This is a genomic window from Runella sp. MFBS21, from assembly GCF_029433105.1.
Lineage (GTDB): Bacteria > Bacteroidota > Bacteroidia > Cytophagales > Spirosomataceae > Runella.
The window spans coordinates 199,890-220,499 of the sequence record NZ_JARNTW010000002.1 but is presented as its reverse complement, the minus strand read 5'-3'; the positions used below and the strand labels follow the sequence as shown (position 1 = coordinate 220,499).

Below are 20,610 nucleotides of genomic sequence, written 5' to 3'. Positions count from 1 at the left end.
ATACAAAGCTATACCACGCCTCTAGCATCCCAGAGGAGATTCAGACAAACTATTATAAAATCGGCGTGAGTTAATTAATCTTGGACTTAAACAATCAGCTTACCCTCTTTGAAGTATTCTAATTTGATGATTTCGAGTAGGTCTGATAGTAGAATTTCATTTCGTTGAGAAGCCAATGCCCGTAGTAGTCCTAAATGTATCACATTGAGAATGGCAGCTCCCGACAACTCATAACGGTCGGCAAGGTCTTTTAGGTTTGTACCTTGTGGCAGTGGCGAAGTAGGAGGCCAATATTTTTGCCACAGCATCCACCGCTCTTTGGCGGTGGGCATCGGAAAATGAACTATCGTCTGAAAACGCCTTGCAAAAGCGCTATCAATATTATTTTTGAGATTAGAAGCCAATATGACTAATCCATCAAAATCTTCAATTTTTTGTAATAAGTAAGCCACTTCTTGATTAGCATAGCGGTCGTGGGCGTCACGGGTTTCGGTGCGTTTACCAAAGAGCGCATCAGCCTCATCAAAAAACAAAATCCAATTTTTGGCGTGCGCTTTGTCAAATAGAAGAGCCAGATTTTTTTCGGTTTCGCCAATGTACTTTGATACCACAAGCGACAAGTCGACTCGAAATACCTCGCGCTTCGTAAACTTCCCCAACAAGGTCGCTGTGAGGGTTTTGCCTGTACCAGAGGGGCCATAAAACAAAGCTCTATAGCCGGGTTTTAGGTATTTCCCCCACTCCCAAGCTTGCAAAGAGCTATGATGATTTATCCAGTTTTCGAGGTCTTGAATCTGACGGCGTGTATCGCAAGGAAGAATCAAATCGTCCCATTCCAAATCTGTTTCGATAAGTTGGGCTGGAAATTGGCTACCATATTGAGGCAAAGACACTCTCCCCATCGTAAAAAGCTCCACATACTCATCCGACAGCACCAATCGCCCCCCAAAACGAGGCTCTCCCTTCACTACCTCCTCCAACCGAAGGATGTGTTTTTGGGCGAACAAATGAGTTTCGCTAAACAATTCGTACAAGACCAAACGCTTTTCCAAGTCGCCGCTGGCAAGGATAAAAAGGGCTGTTTCGCCTGTGGGTAAGATTCCACGATGATGAAGCCCCCGCACTCCTCCAAACTCTGGAAAATCAGCCCCATTAGGAAAATATTGATGAAGAATTTTATCAAAAAAAGTAGGATATAGATGTGGCATAAGCGCAAGAAGAAGAATTGTAATCTCTTCAAAGCATAATTGATGTTTTACAATAAAACTCGATAATTTTTCATCATCGGTAGGTTCAATTATGAATGCAGGAAACTCCTCTTCTGTTTTGCCACCCAACTCTACATCCAATCGCACCGTTATAATTGCTTCTAAATATCTCACAAAATGTTTCATTGGGAATTTTTATAAAAACAATACAAAATATAGTATCAATCCTATTTTATCGAACGCTTTCTAATATTGGAAATTATTAGGATCACAATCCTCTTTTTTCAGCAAAACACATCAATTTTATAATTCGACGAATTGCTGTGGACAGAAAATTGAAATTATTTAAGTCGCAAAACTATATTTCAATGCTAAGGGACTCTAAAATTTATCTTTCCTTTACTGTAAGCATTATTTATTTTATCTTTTGATATATTTTTAAAGACATCAAATATTTCATCTCTATTTCTAAAATATATTTTCTGCCCACGAAGTTCGACAATTTTTTCGGCGGTTATTTCACCAATTCCCTCAATAGATGTAAGCTCTTCTGCGGTGGCTTCATTAATAAAAACAGGTATTACGGGACCTTCTACCACTTGATAGTCTGCGACATTGCCCTCTATCGTATTTTCTATTTTTTCATTAACTACTAATCCTCCCGTTTTTTCTTGTCTTTCGGGGGCGGTAGTATCCATTTCTTTGATGGTACACACCAAGCTTGTCGGTACGTATTGCTCAGCTTCTACTATTTCTTTTTTTATTTTTTTATCTTCCTTCGCATCGTTAGATTTATTTATCTTCTCAATCAAGTCTGTATTTTTTCCTCGTCCGTAGCTAGGTGTCACTACATACATAAAAGCCCTTTTTTTATCTACCACTTCTTTGAGTTTACTTTCTACTCTTGCTACGTGCAAGGCATTGGCTTGTCTCGTGAGCGGTGTCAAATTCCCCCATTCTTCGCCCGTGCCATGAAGCTTAGCACTTAGCAAATGCCCTTGTACATAATAACTCCCCTTGCCACTTTTGCGCTGATTGAGTGTGGCATATATGGCATTTCCTTTTCCGTCGGCCTCCGACCCCGTGGTAAATTCGGAGAAGTATTCAATACGTACACTTTTACCAAATCCTCCTCCACTTGTAAGCCCACCAAAAATCGGTTTCGAAGATTTTTTGTTAGTGATTTTGGCGGTTTGTTTATCAGCCATCATGAGGCGGGCCGTGAGAGGGCCAAGTTTTAGTAAGTTTTTTTCAATATCACCGCTTCTATCTTTCTCATCTTTTTCGGAGGCCTCTATCCATTTATCAATATCTTCGGCCAGTTTTTTCGCACTATCTTTGTCTTTCGTCAACTGGTCTTTCTGACTATGATTGGGGTCAATGAGGAGCGAGCCAATAAACTCTGTATAGGTCTGGGGGGTGCTTTCTACGATGATTGTGTAGGCTCCGCCTATTTCCTTAAAATAAAGTTTATGGTTTTCGCCATCGGCGGTTTTAAATCTTACCAACGATTTTATCCAATTAAAGACCGCCTTCACCACTTTTTTGCCACCGGCAATGGCTTTTCCCACTATTGTTTTGCCATATTCCCATGCTTTAAGGATAATAGTGTCAATAATGAGATCAATCCGTCCCTTGATTTTTTTCAGAATCTCAATTACTTTTTTGGGGATGCCGTCCAGATTGAGCAAGCTCGCCAAAAAGCCAATCGCCAACGGAATAGCATCTGCCAGTGAATTTTCGACCTTTTTGATGGCATTGCTCAAATTGCCCGCCGCAATATCCAAGATAGCATCGAGGATACCTTCGATAAATTGTAGAATACGCTTGGCATTTTCCCAAATAAACTTAATGATTTTGTAGATAGCTTGGCAAGCCTTGATAAAAGCACCCGCTGGCGTCAGCATTTTCAAAATAAAATCGACACCCGCTTCAATGATTTTATTTTGCATAAAATCAAAAACCGCCTCCTTAGCCCCCACCAAAATGGACTCTACTTGGTCTTTGATGTATTCCCATAAGCCTATTATGCCTTTTTCCATTACTATTTTTATCACTCCTTGGGCTTGCTTTAAACCTTCTAAAATAGTCGCAGGAATTTTTCGAGCGGCGCGTTCCATAAAATTTTCTACAGTAAGGCCTATCACACTACAAACCATTTTAAATATTCCAACGGGGTCGAGGCTATCGGGAATTTCGATTTGTACATCTCCTGCTGCTCCTGTGAGCCATTTGAGAAACCCTTTTTGTAAATGGCTGAGAATATTTTTAGCAAAGTTTTTTACGCCTTGCCCCACCGCCGAAATCAAATTCCCCAAAAATGCAATCGGATGTAAAATGATATATCCTATGGCCTTGGCTACTTTGGACAATACCCTCAACAATAAATCTTTGAGCTCTCTGATGGTTTTGATTACACCTTTGATAGCCCCGATAGCCTTGCTTACTAAGCCTTTGTTGGCTTCTTTCATGGCTTCGATACGAGCGTCGAGTTGTTGTAGGTTTTCTTTATATTTATCAGCCAGGGAGTCGATAAGCTCCCCTTGGGTATCTTCTACTTTTGATTCGAGTTCATCAAATCGCCCTAAAGCTTCGTCCAAAGTACTTTGCCCTATTCGTTTCTGGTTTTCGTCCAAACTATTAAAATAGTCTTGTACTTTTTTACGACCATTGGCTATGTCTTCGGTAGCAGCGTTGAGTTCAGCAGCCACGTGCGTAGAGATTGCCGTAATCACTGCCTCCATATCGGCGAGATACTGGACTCGCCCCTCCTCATAAAACTGATTGACTTCGTCGGGAAGGCCCGCAAGTTTGTCTTTAATCCACTTGGCTGGGCCCCAAAAACCGCTGTAGCGTCGGCGTTTGTAAGTCGACATTTTGCTATCAGTATCATTCTCAAAACGTTCTTTTGCTTGTTTGGCACCATTGTCAAACTTCGTAGCTACCTCGGTGGTGAGTTTGGCAAGGCGTTCTTCTACCAGTTTCTTGGTATCTGCATACAGGGTTTCTAAATTTTTGGCAATTTCTTCTCTTATGATTTCTTCTTCACTTTTAGCCGATTGTTGTTTTTGTTCTACTCCTTCAAATTGCTTTTTTCGGTCGCCGTGCATTTCGAGCAATTCGGCGGTAGCCAATTTGTTGGCAGCTATTTCGGCCTGGCTTAGGATTCGTTTTTCTTCCTTACGGTATTTATCGGGAGCCACTATTGCATCTTGCTGCGCCTCATTTTTTTGGGCAAGAGCCGAGCCAAACGAAGGTTCATTTGATTTTTTGATTTGGTCTTCTGATACTCCTCCCCCTTTCAATTCTCGGTCTAAGCTTTCACTCCCGGCTTTGAGTGATATTTCTTCAGGAAGGCGTGGTGGCGGACTTGCTTTTTTTGCACCAATATGAGTATTCATAGTACCAATACCCGCTGGCGGCAGCCCTTTGACGGGTCTGGCACTAAGCCCCTCACTACTGGGCGTTTCGGCGGTGGTTTGTTGAATATCCTGCGCGGCTTTTTCTTTTTCGTCGCCTACTTTCCCACTCACGGCCTGTTTTACTTCCTCAATTTTATTGTCTTTCTTAAAATCAGAAGCTTCTTCCAGATTCTTAGGTGCTACTTTTTTAACCTTCTCCATCAAGGATTGCTTAAAAGAATCAGCCTCAAATTTGGCGGGTTTTTCTTGACTCATTTTATCTACCTGCCTCGATTTTGCTTGGCTTTCTACCTCATTGTCAGGGAGTTTTACCGATGCCTGCATTTCTTTGGTTTTCTTTTCGGCGGGGTCATGTTTTTTGGTTTTTTTGGCTTGTTGTTTGGCTTTCTTTACCACCTTCACAAAATTAGGGTCTTCTTCGGGTGAGCGTGGCGAGTTTTTCTGGGCGGCTTTTTCCAATTCTACCGTCATTTCGTCGGTAGCTTTCTCTATTTTTTTGTCTTCGTCGGATGGCTTGCGTCTTTTTCTTGCTTCCTTTTTTTGTTTTGGCGGCGATGATTGTTTGGTTTCTTTGGCAATGCCTTTTGGAGTTGCTTCTACTACGGCATCCACGAGGGTGTCGTGCTTAGGCTCTTGAAGTGGCTCCAAAGTCCGTTGTTGAAGCACGTGCGTAATCTCATGGGCAAGCAACACAATGCCATTGAGTTCATGGGGACGATATTTTCCTTTTCTGAAATAAATATGCTCATTGTAGGCAAAAGCCAAAGTATCTTTATGTAGCTCGCGATTGAGTTCATCCGCATAGTCATCGGCATGGATTCTGACTTTGGAGAGATTAAATCCAAAGCTTTTTTGCATCATTTCCCTGAGATTATCGGGCAGCGGCTCGCCGCTTTGTTGGCTAGCGTTGAGTTTTTCTTCAAAAAAAACACTCGGCAATACATCACTGTTTGCTTCTGTTTTGCGTTGGATTTTCTCTTTTTCATCAATCGCACTAATCTCTGGCCTCGCACCCACGGTATTATTGACCACATTCTGTGCAATGTGGTCGGCGGCATTGTCGGCTTCTCGTTCATATTTATCTTCTACCTTACCCACGCTGAGTTTAGCTTGTACAAAAGGCTGGGGTCGAGAAGGTGTCAAAAAAGTAGCTTCTTTCTGCTTCCATAGCCCATTTGACGGCGTGCTAGTGCTCGTTGTTGGGCTTGATTTTTCGCTATGTTGGGGTAAAGCTTTCAAAACCAATTAACATATAAAAGGGTCGACATCCAATTCAACTTAATCATACTAATGCCCCACGGCAACTTAGAAAGTAATATATCAGAGGCGCGTTGCTCCACCGTCAGTATTAGCATGTCGGAAGAAGCCTCTAATTTCCCTTCTCTTAATAAAAACTCAGCCCTTAGTCCATTGGGAGAGGTATTTTTTAAAATCGACCAATGAGCAATCACCGCCGCCAGCATATCCTCTCCTTCTTGTCGCTCCTCGGGAGTCAGGGGTTGGAGGGGTTGGAGTACATATTGGGGCAAAAGTCCACACAATATTTTTGGCAACACGAGTTCATGTTCGGCGGGAGTGTCTTGCCTAGTAGCCAAAAAATACCACATTAGTACACCTTTTTGTTGTTTTTCTTCATCTACAAAACGCCCCCCTTCTATCCATCCTAAAGCTTTAAAACATTGATTAATAAAGGGATGCAGCAACACAACTCCAGCATTTTGAATAAAAATAGATTCTTTCAAGGTCGTCGTTTTAGGAGTGATATTAGAGGGGGATACATTTTCCCCTTCTTTTTTGGGAGTTTCTATAAGTATTTGCTCAAGTTGCGCTAGGCGCGTCATTACTTCTGTTTTTAACCTAGCTATTGGTAAAGGATAAGGCTCGAAAACCAGTTGGCTTTCGGTTTTTTTTTGTAATTTTCCCAACTGCTCTAACAACAGTAGAAAGTTGGAGTGAGAAAATTGAGAAACTATACGCCTCCGCGCTTCTTGACTTCGCAGAAGGGCTTGCTTTAAAATCCACCGACGTGTTTCATTCAAGCTGAGCAAAATAGCTTCCATCCATTTTTGAGTTTCTGTGGTGCCTGTTATTGGAGCGTCAGTGATTGGTATTACCCGAAAAAAACCATTTTCTAAAAAGAAGACAAATTGGTCAAAATCAAAATCTTCCGCTGTCTTCATCTCTCGTTTTGGGTGTATTGTCACCTCCTCAATTTGTTTCAAAACCTGTTCATACAACAATGCTTGTAGTTGCTCAAAAAACACTAATTTTTCGACCTTATCTAAGGTAATCCTTCCTAAATCTATCGTTACTTTATCCAGCGTTATCCATTGGTGAGGCGTACTCACCTCCGACAAAGCACCTTCAATAGCCTCTTCTACACGTCGAGATTGCAATGCGTGCGATAAGGAATGTTGAAGCTCTGTGGGGTTTACTGTCTTATCCCTCACTTCTACCTCTATCTGAAGTTTTCTAACGATATGATTTTGTCTTTGAGCCACTGACTGTTTTGGATAAAATAAGGTAAATAAAAATCGGCCACTACAGTACGCACGCGGGCGTTTAGGCTTTGAAAAACGATAACAAACGTCCCTCCTACAGGCACCCCTGCTCCATGCTCCATCCCCGGATATTGCTTCAAAAACTGACCAAAAGGGGACAAATCTCTAGTGGCTACCCTAGGAGTATTGTCATCAAGTATGATTTTAAGGTTGGGATTTGAATCAACGACTATTTCTTTGGTTGCAAACCCCACCGTTTCGACTACCAATACTTGTCCTACATTGGCAGTGATTCTAAAATTCCCCCTCGCGTCGGTAGCAGTACCTCTGTTAGTACCTTTAATAGTAATTTTTACCCCTGGCAGAGGTTCTTGATTCTTCAAAATTACCTGGCCTATTATCTGTATCTGAGCCCCTTCTTTTCGTATATCTATCGACAAGCCTAGCAGTTCAAAAGCCAAATTATGCTGCGACCGCAGCGCCGTCAATGTTTTTAGTACTTCGCCAATATCCTTTCCTATCAGACCCTCAATGCGAAAAAACTCCCACTTCCCAAGGTCATATCGAAAAGGTAAAGAGACATATTTGGGGGGTGATTCGGGCAGGTGATACGACAGCAGGTCTTCGGTGTGACACTTGCGTTTTTTTTCATAATTCCAAAACAATCTCATCTCAGGCGTATAATAAAAAGGCATAGCCCGCTCACCCAACGGATGTATTCCCAACACCGACGGCGTAATACGGATATCGGCCTCGGCAGGCACCTGAAAATGCGCAATCAAATGCCCTATTCGCTGATGAAGAAATTTTGCTTTTTCTCGACTGTCTTTACAATCTAAGACTGCTGGAGACCGTAAAAAATAATGACGGTACGTGAAATGACATCGGGCTTTGTTTAGCTCTCCCAATAAAAGATGCTTCGGAAACCACTCTTCGCGTGGCATACACATTGACAGCCAACAGCAAGTAGCCGTTCTAAACTCTTCGTAGGCATCATAAATATCTCTTAGCCAATCATATACATATTGAATAGAGGCCGACTTACTGTATTTAGCAGCTTTAGAAGTCAATTCTTTTTGCCACCCACCCACGGGAGCCGTGTCTTTGTAAAGCGGCTTGAGGATTTCGCTCACGGCTTCAAACGATTTTTTCAAAGCCTCTATCAGCTCCTCCACCATGATTTCAATCAACTTCTGAAAACCTTTGAGAGATGAATCGTAGTCGCGGTCATCGATTCTGACGCGTCGGCTTCTTAGCCTTGGCAATACATAACACGCCGCCGCCGCTTGCAAATGGTCTTTTTGGATGAGGCGTTCGGCATCCTTGGTTTTTACTAAAAATACTCTTAGTGTATTTTGCCATCTATCCCCTTGATTGTCACAGTCCACCCCCGAACATCGGTCTGCGGCTTTGTGCGTACTTTCCAGATAAAGCATTACGACTTTGTCGTCCATAGGCATTTCCGATAGAAACTTAACCGAAGGATTGGACTGAGGAGGCTTCTCAAAAACCTCCCAAAGCTCTAACCCATTGATAGCCTGAAAAGGAGCATAAGGCACATGATTGGCCAACACATAAGGAGCAAAATGAGTATAGATACGAAGGTCAGGGAAACGAATCAAATCCCCTTGGGTAGTCACCCCGCATCCACGCGATATTTCGATGCTATCTCTGTTTTTTTGGGGAACCAATCCGCATACTACCCCTACCCCTACGAGATCAGTACGAGTATGGGCATCATTGAGCATCAAATACCCAAAGAGTGTATTGAGCTGTGTGTGTGTCAGTACCATATCTGGTTTAAAGATAGGTAGCTCGAAATCATGCTCATCAAATGACTCCGGCGACTCGGCTAAGTATGGATTAGGCATTGCCATAAGCTTTTATGCATCTTTATTGGTTTTTCAAACTTCCCAGCACACTACGCCCCAAAATCAGGGGAGATTTTTCGTCAGGATTGTCGCAATTGTGCAAAACTCCTTCGGGATATATCGTATGAAGACGATGGAGTATCTCTAACAACTCATTAAAAGCCAAAGCATATGCTTGGAGGTCAGGGGCTTCACACATCCGCGATTTTAGCTCAAGCCATACCTTGTATCTGTTTACAAATTCCTCCAAATGAGATTGACTTACCCAACATATACGTGCCAAAATATGGGCGGGCAATTCCTTCCGAATCACTCTTTCGGCATATTTCCTAAAACTGATGTTACTGAAACGTTCGGTATAGCCTGGCAATACCACCGACACCCTAAAAGAATAAGGATCTAGAGGGCGGCAGTGTGTACAATCGGGTTCGGTACATACTTCAAACCATTTTTCGGCAGGATTGGCCACATCGGGACGTAGTAAAATATGTTCCACTAAAAAAATTCGTTCGTCGGTCGCACTGACCGTCAATTGAGCCTCGCTTTCCGAAATGCCCAATAGCCCTGCGATACGCCGTACTACTCCTGTTATATTAAGGGGGTTATCTACTGATGGAGTCCCATTGACTGACTGACAATAATTGTAGGCGTGCGCGTGATTGAGGTTCCTAAAATAAGTCACTGACCTTTGGTGCCAGTTTTCTGACGTTTCTACGCCATCTCTTGAAGGCCGCTGATAAAAATTTTTAATAAAATCACTTTTGTTTTTCAGGATTTTAGTACCATCAAAGTCCTCAAAAAGTGAAAAGGAAAGCATGGCGTATTCGCTAAAGTTTTCAGCAAAACGCGCCAAAATATGATCTAAAAAACGGTTTTTGCGAATCGGATTTGTCGGATATCCTTCCCATTTTTCAATAATCAAAGCTAAGGTATCATCTAGTTGCGCGTAGTTTCCATAAAGCAGCTCCACCTCCTTTACATCCGTTATTTTCTGCGAAAAATAAGTACCCGCTTCACTTGCAGGGTCAAACAGCTTACTTAGGTTTTTGATTTGTGCTAGATAATTGGCCAAAAGCTGATCAAAAAATAAAAGATATGCTTTAAACTGCTTGGCTTTAGCCTGTCTTTCAAGCGGAGTCGAAGCAGGAAGCCCCTCACGTCCAATGCCGTAGGTTTGGGGAAAATCATTGACAATAGAGCTATACTCTTCTACGGCCTGTACCTCTCCTACGGGTATAAGAGGTACTTCAATGGTTCGTTTATTAGCTTCCCAAAATTCCTTTTGTAGGTTTCGGAATTGGGTATAAGCATTGTTTTCATGGGTAGTAGAAGAAACCAAAATCCCATTTTTGAAAAAATTGAGGGCTGTTTTTTCAATACAAAGCTGAGCTTGATGCCCTTCAGGAATATGCAAACACCAAGCTACTCCTTCGGGGTCTTGTGGTTTCCAGTCTTTACATGGAGTGCCTTCTTCTTTGATTAAAAGATTGAGTCTTATTTTTTTGATAGCCTTGACGGCTTTTTTGCCATTCAATTCTATGCCCATGACTTTATTGATAATATCCGAAGTATAAACACGCGCTCGCAGCTGCGCCGCTTCTAAGTCCGTATCTAAAATAAAACCATTTTGGAGCAAAGGCCCCTCAAAAATGACATCAAAAGGAACTTCTTGGTCAGGGCTTTGCTTCAAAATCGCCTGCAACTCCTGCAATGAATATCGCTTGATGGGAGGCGACAAATAATGTTGAATTTCAAAAAGAATCCTCGCGTGTACTTCGGCCACGTTTACATCATTTTCAATATCTACATCCGCACAAATCATTATTTTTTGGGCGGGGACTTCTTTGATTTGCCGTATATCTTCGCCTAAACAACGATTCTCTAAATAAGCATTTTTGACGTTTTTTAAGATATTTTTTTTACATTCTTCGACGGCATTCGCCTCTTTTTCGTAAAAGCAAACTTCGTCGTATTCGATAAGTAAATCGTACAGCCCCTGTAAAGCAAAATCCGTCCAATAAGAAATAGCCGCAAGGGGAGTTTCATATTGCAAATGCTGGGTCTGGCAATTGACATACACTCGTTGCTCGGCCTTCAACAACCAAGCATTCCGTACCCCTTCTACATCTATCAGCAATTTGCGATAATCCAATTCAGTGACAGGGCTAGTAGGCAATATCATATCTGCCGTCAAAAATGCCTCCCTCAAAGCTTGCTGACTTCCCAAGGAGGAGGTCAATATATCTTCGATAGGTAGCTGAGTACGCAAACTCAAATCCGTAATTGCATAACAAAGCAGGTGGAGGGTCGTGATTCCGGGGTCGTGCGTGTTGTAGTCTGTCCAAAATTCACTTCCTAAATGCTCAATATAAGCCATCCCTAAAGCACGTAGCTGTGTATAATCGCTGGCGAGCGATAGCGGCGGCTTGTTTGATATCACTATACTTTCTACCATACTAATCAACTGATTACAAGATTATTATACCATAATAAAATATCAACATCCACTAAACTCACTGATACAATGCTGCGGGCAAGACACCAAAACGGCCATAGGATTGGTGGCGGAGATTTGCTCATATCCTTCATAGGAATCATTTTGGCGAAGCATCACAAAATCGCGCAATACATCTACATAGCCAAGGCGCTCGATAAAATTGATGACCACACTTCTTTCGAGTACTCCACCAAAAGGTATATCTACTGAAGTATCTTTTACCCAAGGCGACAAATAAGCTACGAGTGCCTCATTGAGTTTTTTTTGGTAGGTAGCAAAGGGAAATCCTCTTTTGAATCGAACTTTAAATTTCAATCTTACCGCTTCATAATCAGGGTTTGTGGTTTGGATATCCACCCATAGACCTGTATGTTTTTGGAGATAATCGTCAATATTTTTGAGGGTATTCAAATCTACTTTGGGTTCCAAGTGGTTGGTAGCATTGATATTATGCAAATCGGGCACTACTACCAGCACCACATTTCCAGGTGCTAGTTGATTAAGGCGCAGAGGATCAGTCTTTGGCCTTTGCTTATCTAATCTTGTATGATTCAGACACTTTACCTTAAATATTCGTGGAAATTCCTGCAATACCAGATGCTCATAGTCCCATATAGCCACTGCGCGCTGCTTGTGCCGTAGGCGCTCACTCACTCGTTGATAAAAAGCTTGGTTGGTTTCCTGAGGCTTTCCCCCAAAAGACGCATAAGGTTGTTCTATTTTTTTGATAGCACTTAATCCTTCTTTAGCTCGCGATATCGCATGCGCCGCAAGTGGCTCGGCATAATGACTAGGTGCATTCTGCTGGTCATTGAAGGTAGCCAATACCGCCTGCGGATGAATAGCTATGAGGTTGCTTACACTGTCGTGGGGAGCAGAAGTATTATTGAGAAATAGCTCGGCCTTTATCCATACCACCTGCTCTTCCAAAAGAGTATGATTGAGGGTGGTTTCGGCAGGTAAATAAAACTGCACAATCCCCGACGTAAGTAATTGCTGAGTGGTGTCTTTCAAGATATTATCTTCATTCAACAATCGCCACTGATTGCTCACTAACACGCTCCATTTTACATCGGCGGTAGGCCGCTCGGGATTGGCACTTCCTTCTTCTACCTGAAACAATATACTCACTGCCTCCAAAGGTTGAATTCCGCTTAATCCCAGATAGAATGTACCATGAGGGCTATACTGAGGCATAAGCCAAGCGCTAGTTTGCTCTTGATGCGTCAAAAAATCTAGTTCTTTTTTTAGAAAGGTGTGTTCTTCCGAATACCCAAAAGCCCCCAAGTGAAAAAACTGTACATCACGCATGGCATAGGCCTCAAAAGCACTATCGGTGAGTTGATTGGACTGCGTAACTGCTACATAATCCAGTTGAATTCCCGCCGAAACGGGCGTATAAGGAGCGGGCGGAATGGGTTTTAAATCGCTGGAATTAGCTGCTAAATTTGCATTGAAAGCGGCCAAATCTGATACTATTTTTGGGTAAACAAAATGCCCAAAATCTTGATTTGCCAATTCTATTTTCAATAAACTATCGCTTAGGTTTTGAAGCGGAGAGTTGAGATTCCCCCAAATAATTTTAGTAATGTCTTTTTTCTGGACAAAATTGCCAGTACTAACAAATCCTCCAATTCGGTAATTAAAAACACCATTGAGCCCAACTCTGTCTATAAAACCAGTATTTGATTGTATTTGTAGGCCTGCCCCTAAACCGCTAAAAAGCGATTTTTGGAGGGAACTTTTCCCTTTCAAATTCCCATTAACAATCTCTGTATTAATTTTAAAATCAGCCTCTTTTCGACGATAATCTCCTACTATCACTACCGAACCAGAATTGTCTTTTTTATAAGTGCAATAATTTTTATAGTGTTCGTCAAGGTTGGGTTTTCCTGCCCATGCTTCACTTTTTACCCTGACAGATTCGAGGGTTTTGTGACGAGCCTCGTCGCATCCTACGTACAATACCGCCCCCACGCTAGGCTGAACCCCAAAAAGCATCAATGATTTTTCGGGGCTTACTTTTCCCAATTCATTTTCTAAAATCAAGGTCTTTTTGAGACCTTCCACTTTAGTTTTAATAAAAACAGATTCTATTTGAATCGTCTTCAAAAGAGCATATTGGGAAGTATCGACCAGCCAACACCGCATCACAGGCGAGGTAGTTTGATAGTTTCCGTCCAATTTGCTGGCGTCAAATGCCACCACTTTTTCCTTTTCACTTGCTTCCAAAACACACTCCAATTGAAGTTTATTGGTCGCTACTACTTTGAAGCTTTGACCCTTGAGGTCTATCCAGTTTTTTTGTCCACTTAGTTGGATATCAAACCTATATTCCGAAGAACCCGAAAGCAGTTGAGCAGTGATGACTTCTAAAATAATTGTACGCCTGCCTTCTGCCAAAAGAAGAATATTGGAAGCTACCGCAAATCCCACCTTAAGCGTAGGATATTCTATAAATTTTGTTGAAGCAGCGCCACCAAAGTTATCACACGATGCCGTCGCTTTGGGTTTAGGTCCAAATGCACACCATGAATGATTCTCTTGGGGCAAAGGCTTTTCGATACCATCGGCCGTTTTGGCATCAAGTGCATAAAACAATTGGTGAGTATTAGTATCCCAATATACACTACGCTGATAAGCTATTTTGGAATTATTAACCACTACAGCCTCATTGGTAGTATAAGTAAGTGGCCGAGGAGTAGGGAGCGAAGTATCACGCCCTGCATCCAGAAGTGTCCGTGTTTCTACTACTGTTTCGGCAATATGGCGTGCCAAACTAAATAAAATATGCACATGGTCGGCTACAGGAGCTTGAAGCTGTAGCTTTAGGATCTTGTTATAATAAAAGTCAAGGTGTTTTTGGGTAAGTTGATTGATGTCTTTTTGCAAATATTCAAACAATTTGAGAAAACATAAGAATAATGCAAAATGCGGAGGAAAATCATGACGCCGTTGCATTTCGGCTATGATTTGAGTGAGATTTGCTGAGTTTTGAAAGAAATTGGTATAATCCATCAACTTAAGCCACTCCTCCTCCCCCCACGAAGAAGCTTGATTGTTGAGACTATAAAATAGAGGCAATGCCTTCTTGGCATAACAAGCCGTTAGTTTTAGTAAGTCCTCGATTGTCCTTTCATCTATACGTGCATAGTCTGGATACAAAGCTTCTAAGCTCCGCTGAAACTGCGCAGTACCTTCATGTTGGAGGGGATTATGTTCAGGACAATGGCTCATAAAATATTGGTTTTAGTTTCAAAAAAGACCCTCAATTATTAAAAGAAGTTGAAACTATATGGGGGAGAGTTGGATCAATATCAAGCTGACTTGCTTCTTCTTTATAAAAAGGAAAGACATAATTGTAGCGCGTATTAGTAGCTCTGATGCGATATTCTATCACAATCAAGAGACTTCCCAACGACTCAGGGGGCTGTTCGAGGGTTACATTCAAGGGGTCGATGCGAGGTTCATGATAGTAAATCGCATCTTTGACGGTTTCTTTGATTTGAGTACGCAAGCTAGTGTTGAGGGGTTCAAACAGAAACACATCCAAATTGCAGCCATATTCTGGCAACATTATCCTTTCTCTTAAGCGAGTAGAGAGCAAGATTTCCAAACTTTTTTCAATATCCTCTACCCCCGTTGTCATCTCAACGCCTTGGGTATCAAAAGCAGGCGGGAAGCCCCACCCTCTCCCTAAAAAATCTTCAAGTGCCATGTTTTCAATTGATTAATACTGGATTTCCTTTCAAGATAGCTGTTCCACTACTGCTTATGTCTACACTCGCCGTAGCCTCTGCTTTGTATTGGGCCGAGGCTTTATTTTCTATATTTATTCCCTCAATCTTTATAGTAGCGGCGGCTTTCAGGGTCAGGTCTTTACTACTTTCTATCACAATGCCCTCAGAATTCATGATGATTTTATTGTTGTTTTGGTCTTGAATCGAAATCTGTTTTTGGGATTCCGAAACTATTATTTCGTTGCCAGCTTCGGTTTTGAGAGTGATAGTTTTGTTTTCGTCATCAAACATCCATTGCATTTTGCTTCTTGACACATACCCTTTTAAATGATTGGAGTCGGTATTGGGCAGCGGTGAAGGCTTGTTGCTACTATGTACTGCTCCTAAAACTACCGCTTTGCGAGGGTCATTTTGTAAAAAACCGACGATTACTTCATCCCCTATTTCGGGTTTAAAATGAAATCCTCTTTCGGTGCCTGCGTCGAGGCTTACTATACGCGCCCATGAACCTTCTGCGCGAGGCGAAATCATCGGCATTCTTACCAAAATACGCCCTTCGCCTTCAGGGTCGCCTTCTAAGGCTGTAACGATCCCTATCTGAAGACCTTCTATCGGCGGTACCAAAGGCGGAGGTGCCTGCTGAGAGAGGTTATTGTCTTGCGCAAACCACCTCATCGACCATCCCAGCTGTATATCAGAAGTCCAAACACCATCTTCGATTTTATGCAATACTCCTGATACCCAAACCTTTCCATTAAATCTCTCACTAAGGCCTTGCAAATTGATGAGCGTATTTGGTTTGATGTTGGCATTTCCAAATATCCTCAATCTCCCTTGAATAGCCGCCATACGCTGTTTGAAAAGAGCCGCATCGGCCAGGGTTTGCAGTTCTCCCATCTCGAGTTTTCCGCCATGACTCCACACCACGTCTGTAGGTAATTCGAAAGCCATCGCCTGTGCATTTAGATTTCCCCCAAGATCTAAAGTAGGCTCGATAGCTAGGGCTTCTACGGGTACTTGGTCAACACAATCCCACATTTGGGTTTTTAGGGTTTTGAATTGTTGACGGGCATCCATTTGTGCTTCTATGTCCAATATATCGCTACCATAAGCCATGTTTAAGATAGGTTCTTGCTCAAGGTTAGGTTTTGTTACGGTCATTTTTCCATTTTCTACCACGCAAATCATCCCATTGGCTTCTGCCCTCATCACCACAAAATCCCAATCAGTAGTATCATATTGAATCAGTTCAGGATGCACTGTAGAAGTCTCGGAAGTTTGGATTTCCAGCCCCGCATAAGGTTGCAAAATTGTTTCGATTGCCACCGAATCTTTCGTATCAATCAAGTATCTCCTAACAGGCGCAATCGTGGTTTTTACATAAAAATCTTTACACATCAAATTGAGCCGTGTCATACCACTTGAGCGCAGCTCTATGCCATGTTTTACAACCATCCCTTTGAAAATACTGGTTTCGTTGCCTGCTTGCCCTACAAAAATCTCAATGGGTCGCCCTGGAATACACCAATCGCTATTTCCTACCTCAAACACCCGCTGCGAAGCGTCCCCATCGAGAATGATAATATGCGCTGTAGGAATTTTGTTTACTTCTTTTTGTACACTTATAGAGCGTATTTGTACCGTTAGAGGCAGATTCCGGTCGTCCACTTTTATAGTGTAACTTGCTGTACCTTGCGTGTAAGAATGGCCGGCCATTTATTGTTTTTGGATAGGAGGAAAAATGATTTGCTGTCCCACTTTTAGCTTTCTAGGATTGATGATTTTGTTGACCCTGGCGATTTCGCGATACAGAGTCGAATCCCCATAAATATCATGACACATCAGTGGAAGTCTATCTCCTGCCTTGACGGTTCGGAAGTGGGTCAAATCAGGCGACGACATCTTTTTTTTCGCTTCTTCTTTTTCTTTATCAAGGGCTTCTACAAAGGTGGTTTTAGCCACTACTCTCAACGGACTACCGTCGGGCTTAAATAATTTGTATATGAATTGTACTTTTTCGGCCATTCCTACAAAACTCAATGCGCCCCATTCTAATCTGATAAATAAGGGTTGGTGTATTTCGCCATTGATTTCAAAAATAGTAGCCTTAAATCTATCAATCTGCTCATTCACAGGCTGCTGATTAGATACCTCAAACGGATTCGGAACGCCTTCACTCATCAATGCCCCAGTACCATCAAACAAAAATTCAAATTCTAGGCGTTGGGGCAGCGATAAGTTGTAAGGTGCTGCGATAGAACTTGTACCAGGCGCTTGCTCGGTATTGATTTTGGTTTCATAATTGAGCGTATAAGTTTCGGGATTGACCAAAACCGTATAAGATGATACTTCAGTACCTTTGGCACATTTTACATCTTTGTAGCCAGCCAATTTCATTTTTTGGAGTTTGCCCGTTTCCATCCTTTTTATCGTTCTTGTTTTTCTTGAAGAATCCTCAACACTTGCTCCACACACTGCCTAATGGTCTCTTTTTGTTGGATTTCGTAAGCTTCTTTTTTAGAGACTGTCGTCGCATTGATGCTCTCCGAAATATTGGCATCAATCACCATTGTCACTATCACTTCATTGATAAGTACGGGCATCTTGTTGTTAGATTCTGATTGTTTTATAATATCGATAAGTCAAAGTGAGACTTTCAATAGCAAAGGTATTTTGCTCAGCATTGAAAGCGGAGATATCCCATTTTTTGGGTAAAGCATGAACCACATGCCACGACATAACGGGTAGGTGCTGCTCGTTTAGGAGCGATACCATCAGATTGACGGGCTGAAACTCAAAATCTTCAAAAGCATTTTTACACCACTTATACACCGCAGAACCTACAAATAGACCGCGTTTCAAAACCAAATCACTGTATTTGGTTCTGACGGGAAGTTGATGCTCAAATCTCAACTCTCCCCCTTCACGCAGCGATTCCATTTGCATCTCGACATTGAGCCCCGATACTTCCTGAAAACGGCCATCTTGAGGGGACTGTGGGAAAATTTCAAATGCCACCACAAAATGAAAGCCGACTGGGGGATATAGCAGACTCATGGACCTAGGCTTCGTTTTGGATGGTTAGACCTTCATGTACCAGCTCAATACTTTCTATCAATACCTCACTAGCGTCTGATTTCAAATCACCCGACATTACTTTGAGAGGCCAAGCGTTTTTGACTTTCCACACTACCACGGGATTATGCTCTTCGTTGAGCAAACTAATCGTCAAGTCGCGGCGGTCTATGGTATTCATGGCCACGTTGTTCCACCAATTATAAAAATCTGCATCGCCTGCAAAAGTGCCTCTTTTGAGGGTGATATTAGGGAAGTTTTCTAAGCCCGCAGTTTTGATTTTGTGAAATTCTGGCGAGGCTCCATCGCGATATTCAATCACAGCCCTCTCGATATTTAAGCCAGTAACTTCGGTAAATCCTATACGAGCGCCGCCCCATTCGACCCTAAAATGAAACCGAGACAGTGGGTATGTAGTTGCCATATTATTAAAAAATTAAGTGTTTTTGGGAATTTACTAGCTGCTATGATTCTTGCATTTTGTGAGAAAAACGCAAAATGATAAACTCCGCAGGACGCACCACAGCCATGCCTATTTCTACAATCAAAAAACCATTCAAGATATCTTCTGCGGTCATGGTTTGGCCCAAGCCTACCCTTACATAAAAAGCATGGTCGGCTTTGACCCCTGCCAAAGCCCCCGCTCGCCACTGCAACGTCAGGAAATTCTCAATCATCGCCCTGACCCTGACCCAAGTGTTGGCGTCATTGGGTTCAAATACAAATTGACTTGAAGCTTTTTTGACGGATTCTTCAACCATATTAAAAAAACGCCTCACCGATACATAGCGCCATTCGTTGTCATTGCCTGCCAAGGTACGTGCTCCCCACACCAGGGTGCCTTTACCCGTAAATTGCCGAATAGCGTTGATAGATTTGCCAGCTGTTGTATCTACATTGAGGTTTTCTTGAACATCATCATCCACAAACACCGTTGGCCTTAGCACGTTGTTTATCAATACATTGGCGGGAGCTTTCCATACACCTCTATTATTGTCGGTAGCGGCATAGACGCCTACTATCGCTCCACTAGGAGGTATCACTACTCCTTTGGCATTGGCGGCAGCCACTAGGTTTGAATACAAGGGGACTTTGGCTAGCAAATCTGTCTCCACTCCTTTTAGGCTATTTTCAATACTTGCAATTAGGCTTGTAAATAAGGCTTCTACTTGCCCAAATGCCTGATTATATTCTACCAAAGGCGAAGCCCCTGCATTATCCAACCCTCCAATGACCGTATTGAGTGAAGTTACTTTGGTTTGATGAGAAGCAATAAAGACTGTTACAACGTCTCGTAGTTTGTTGGGAGAGTCGTTTGACAACAATGGTACTTTGTTCGTCAAGAAATCATTCAAATGATTCGTAAAAGCATCCACATTATTTTGAATGATTGCCAAGCGGGCTGTCTTACCTATTTCATCCACTCCTTCGTTAAAGTAAGCTGCATTATCAGGTACACTTCCTTCTACCAAAGCCACAAATTCGGCCAAAATGCGAGCGTTGGTAGCTATCACTTTCGAATTTCCCTCCAGAATACTATCAAGGGATATGGTTGCACCTGCTTTTTGTAGAGTTATAGCCCGAAATGTAGGATTGACTGGAAGGCTCGTACATAGCCAAGGATAGTAAGCCGCCGCATATTTCAGATGATTGCCAATCCCCGCTCTGAAGGTTTCGATGTCGGTATCGGCTACATCTTCTAAATTTTTGTTGGCAATTTGGACATCCAACACCGCAAAACGGTCCTGCATTTTGGTGCAATGGTCAATAGCCGCTTGCTGCACTGTACCGATATGATTGATGTCTGTCCCCTCAAATCGCATCAAATCGGGCATTACGATGAGTGTCGGCTCATCATATTTTTTAAGTTGTTCGAAGGCATCCGTAAAATGAGAAATTTGGGGAGCAGCACTAAACCCTCCTACTGAAATGATATAACACTTTTCTCCACCGTTGGCAAAAAACATAAGTAAGCTATCGTACAAATATTTTTTAGTTCCTACTTCAGCGCCTTCTATGTTGTTGAGCGCATTGAGCGTAATCTGAATTTCGCGATTAGCGGCTTGCCCAAAATACTTTCTAAATTCTACCATCGACTTTATTTGGGTAGGAATTCCAGTAATGGATTTGCCGTTTTTGAGAGCTATTTCTGTGTATCCAACAAAGGCAGGAATGGCCGTATCGACCTGTGCTACCGAAGGCGGAAACAAAGAGACTTCTTCAATATAAACACCAGGCGTCTTTAAGCTTGCCAGATTGAGTGAGCTTGCCATGTTGAAAAAAATGTAAAGAGTGA

The 20,610-nt window shown here is 42.3% G+C and carries 13 protein-coding genes; all 13 read right to left on the bottom strand.

The genetic code is table 11. The features are described from left to right. Positions 1-86: 86 nt before the first annotated feature. The 13 genes from P1X15_RS05205 to P1X15_RS05145 all read right to left on the bottom strand — a co-directional run bounded on the left by P1X15_RS05205 (position 87) and on the right by P1X15_RS05145 (position 20,587). Positions 87-1,394, bottom strand: a complete 1,308-nt coding sequence (locus P1X15_RS05205) for an ATP-binding protein (RefSeq protein ID WP_277337086.1) — start codon at positions 1,392-1,394, stop codon at positions 87-89. 185 nt (positions 1,395-1,579) lie between these two features. Beyond that, positions 1,580-5,773, bottom strand: a complete 4,194-nt coding sequence (locus P1X15_RS05200; protein ID WP_277337085.1) for a DUF4157 domain-containing protein — start codon at positions 5,771-5,773, stop codon at positions 1,580-1,582. Positions 5,774-5,865: 92 nt separating this feature from the next. Then, positions 5,866-7,131: a contractile injection system tape measure protein gene (locus tag P1X15_RS05195; RefSeq protein WP_277337084.1), complete on the bottom strand. Its 1,266-nt coding sequence runs from the start codon at positions 7,129-7,131 to the stop codon at positions 5,866-5,868. Further along, positions 7,089-9,002: a carboxypeptidase-like regulatory domain-containing protein gene (locus P1X15_RS05190; protein WP_277337083.1), complete on the bottom strand. Its 1,914-nt coding sequence runs from the start codon at positions 9,000-9,002 to the stop codon at positions 7,089-7,091. Before P1X15_RS05190 ends, P1X15_RS05195 begins: the two co-directional genes overlap by 43 nt. A 22-nt stretch (positions 9,003-9,024) precedes the next feature. Continuing rightward, on the bottom strand, positions 9,025-11,457 hold the full coding sequence (locus P1X15_RS05185) for a hypothetical protein (RefSeq protein WP_277337082.1): 2,433 nt from the start codon (positions 11,455-11,457) through the stop codon (positions 9,025-9,027). Between the two features lie 42 nt (positions 11,458-11,499). After that, positions 11,500-14,736, bottom strand: coding sequence for a baseplate J/gp47 family protein (locus tag P1X15_RS05180; protein WP_277337081.1), 3,237 nt, complete (start codon positions 14,734-14,736; stop codon positions 11,500-11,502). Between the two features lie 31 nt (positions 14,737-14,767). Further along, positions 14,768-15,217: a GPW/gp25 family protein gene (locus P1X15_RS05175; RefSeq protein WP_277337080.1), complete on the bottom strand. Its 450-nt coding sequence runs from the start codon at positions 15,215-15,217 to the stop codon at positions 14,768-14,770. A gap of 4 nt (positions 15,218-15,221) precedes the next feature. Continuing rightward, positions 15,222-16,955, bottom strand: coding sequence for a type VI secretion system tip protein VgrG (gene vgrG / locus P1X15_RS05170; RefSeq protein WP_277337079.1), 1,734 nt, complete (start codon positions 16,953-16,955; stop codon positions 15,222-15,224). Continuing rightward, positions 16,956-17,660, bottom strand: coding sequence for a LysM peptidoglycan-binding domain-containing protein (locus tag P1X15_RS05165; protein ID WP_277337078.1), 705 nt, complete (start codon positions 17,658-17,660; stop codon positions 16,956-16,958). It abuts the gene before it with no gap. A 5-nt stretch (positions 17,661-17,665) separates the two neighbouring features. Beyond that, positions 17,666-17,842 carry a DUF5908 family protein gene (locus tag P1X15_RS05160; protein WP_277337077.1) on the bottom strand — a complete coding sequence of 59 codons (177 nt, stop codon included), beginning with the start codon at positions 17,840-17,842 and terminating at the stop codon, positions 17,666-17,668. Between the two features lie 7 nt (positions 17,843-17,849). Continuing rightward, positions 17,850-18,296, bottom strand: coding sequence for a phage tail protein (locus P1X15_RS05155; RefSeq protein WP_277337076.1), 447 nt, complete (start codon positions 18,294-18,296; stop codon positions 17,850-17,852). Positions 18,297-18,300: 4 nt separating this feature from the next. Continuing rightward, positions 18,301-18,738, bottom strand: coding sequence for a phage tail protein (locus tag P1X15_RS05150; RefSeq protein WP_277337075.1), 438 nt, complete (start codon positions 18,736-18,738; stop codon positions 18,301-18,303). Between the two features lie 40 nt (positions 18,739-18,778). After that, positions 18,779-20,587: a phage tail sheath C-terminal domain-containing protein gene (locus P1X15_RS05145; RefSeq protein ID WP_277337074.1), complete on the bottom strand. Its 1,809-nt coding sequence runs from the start codon at positions 20,585-20,587 to the stop codon at positions 18,779-18,781. Positions 20,588-20,610 lie beyond the last annotated feature (23 nt).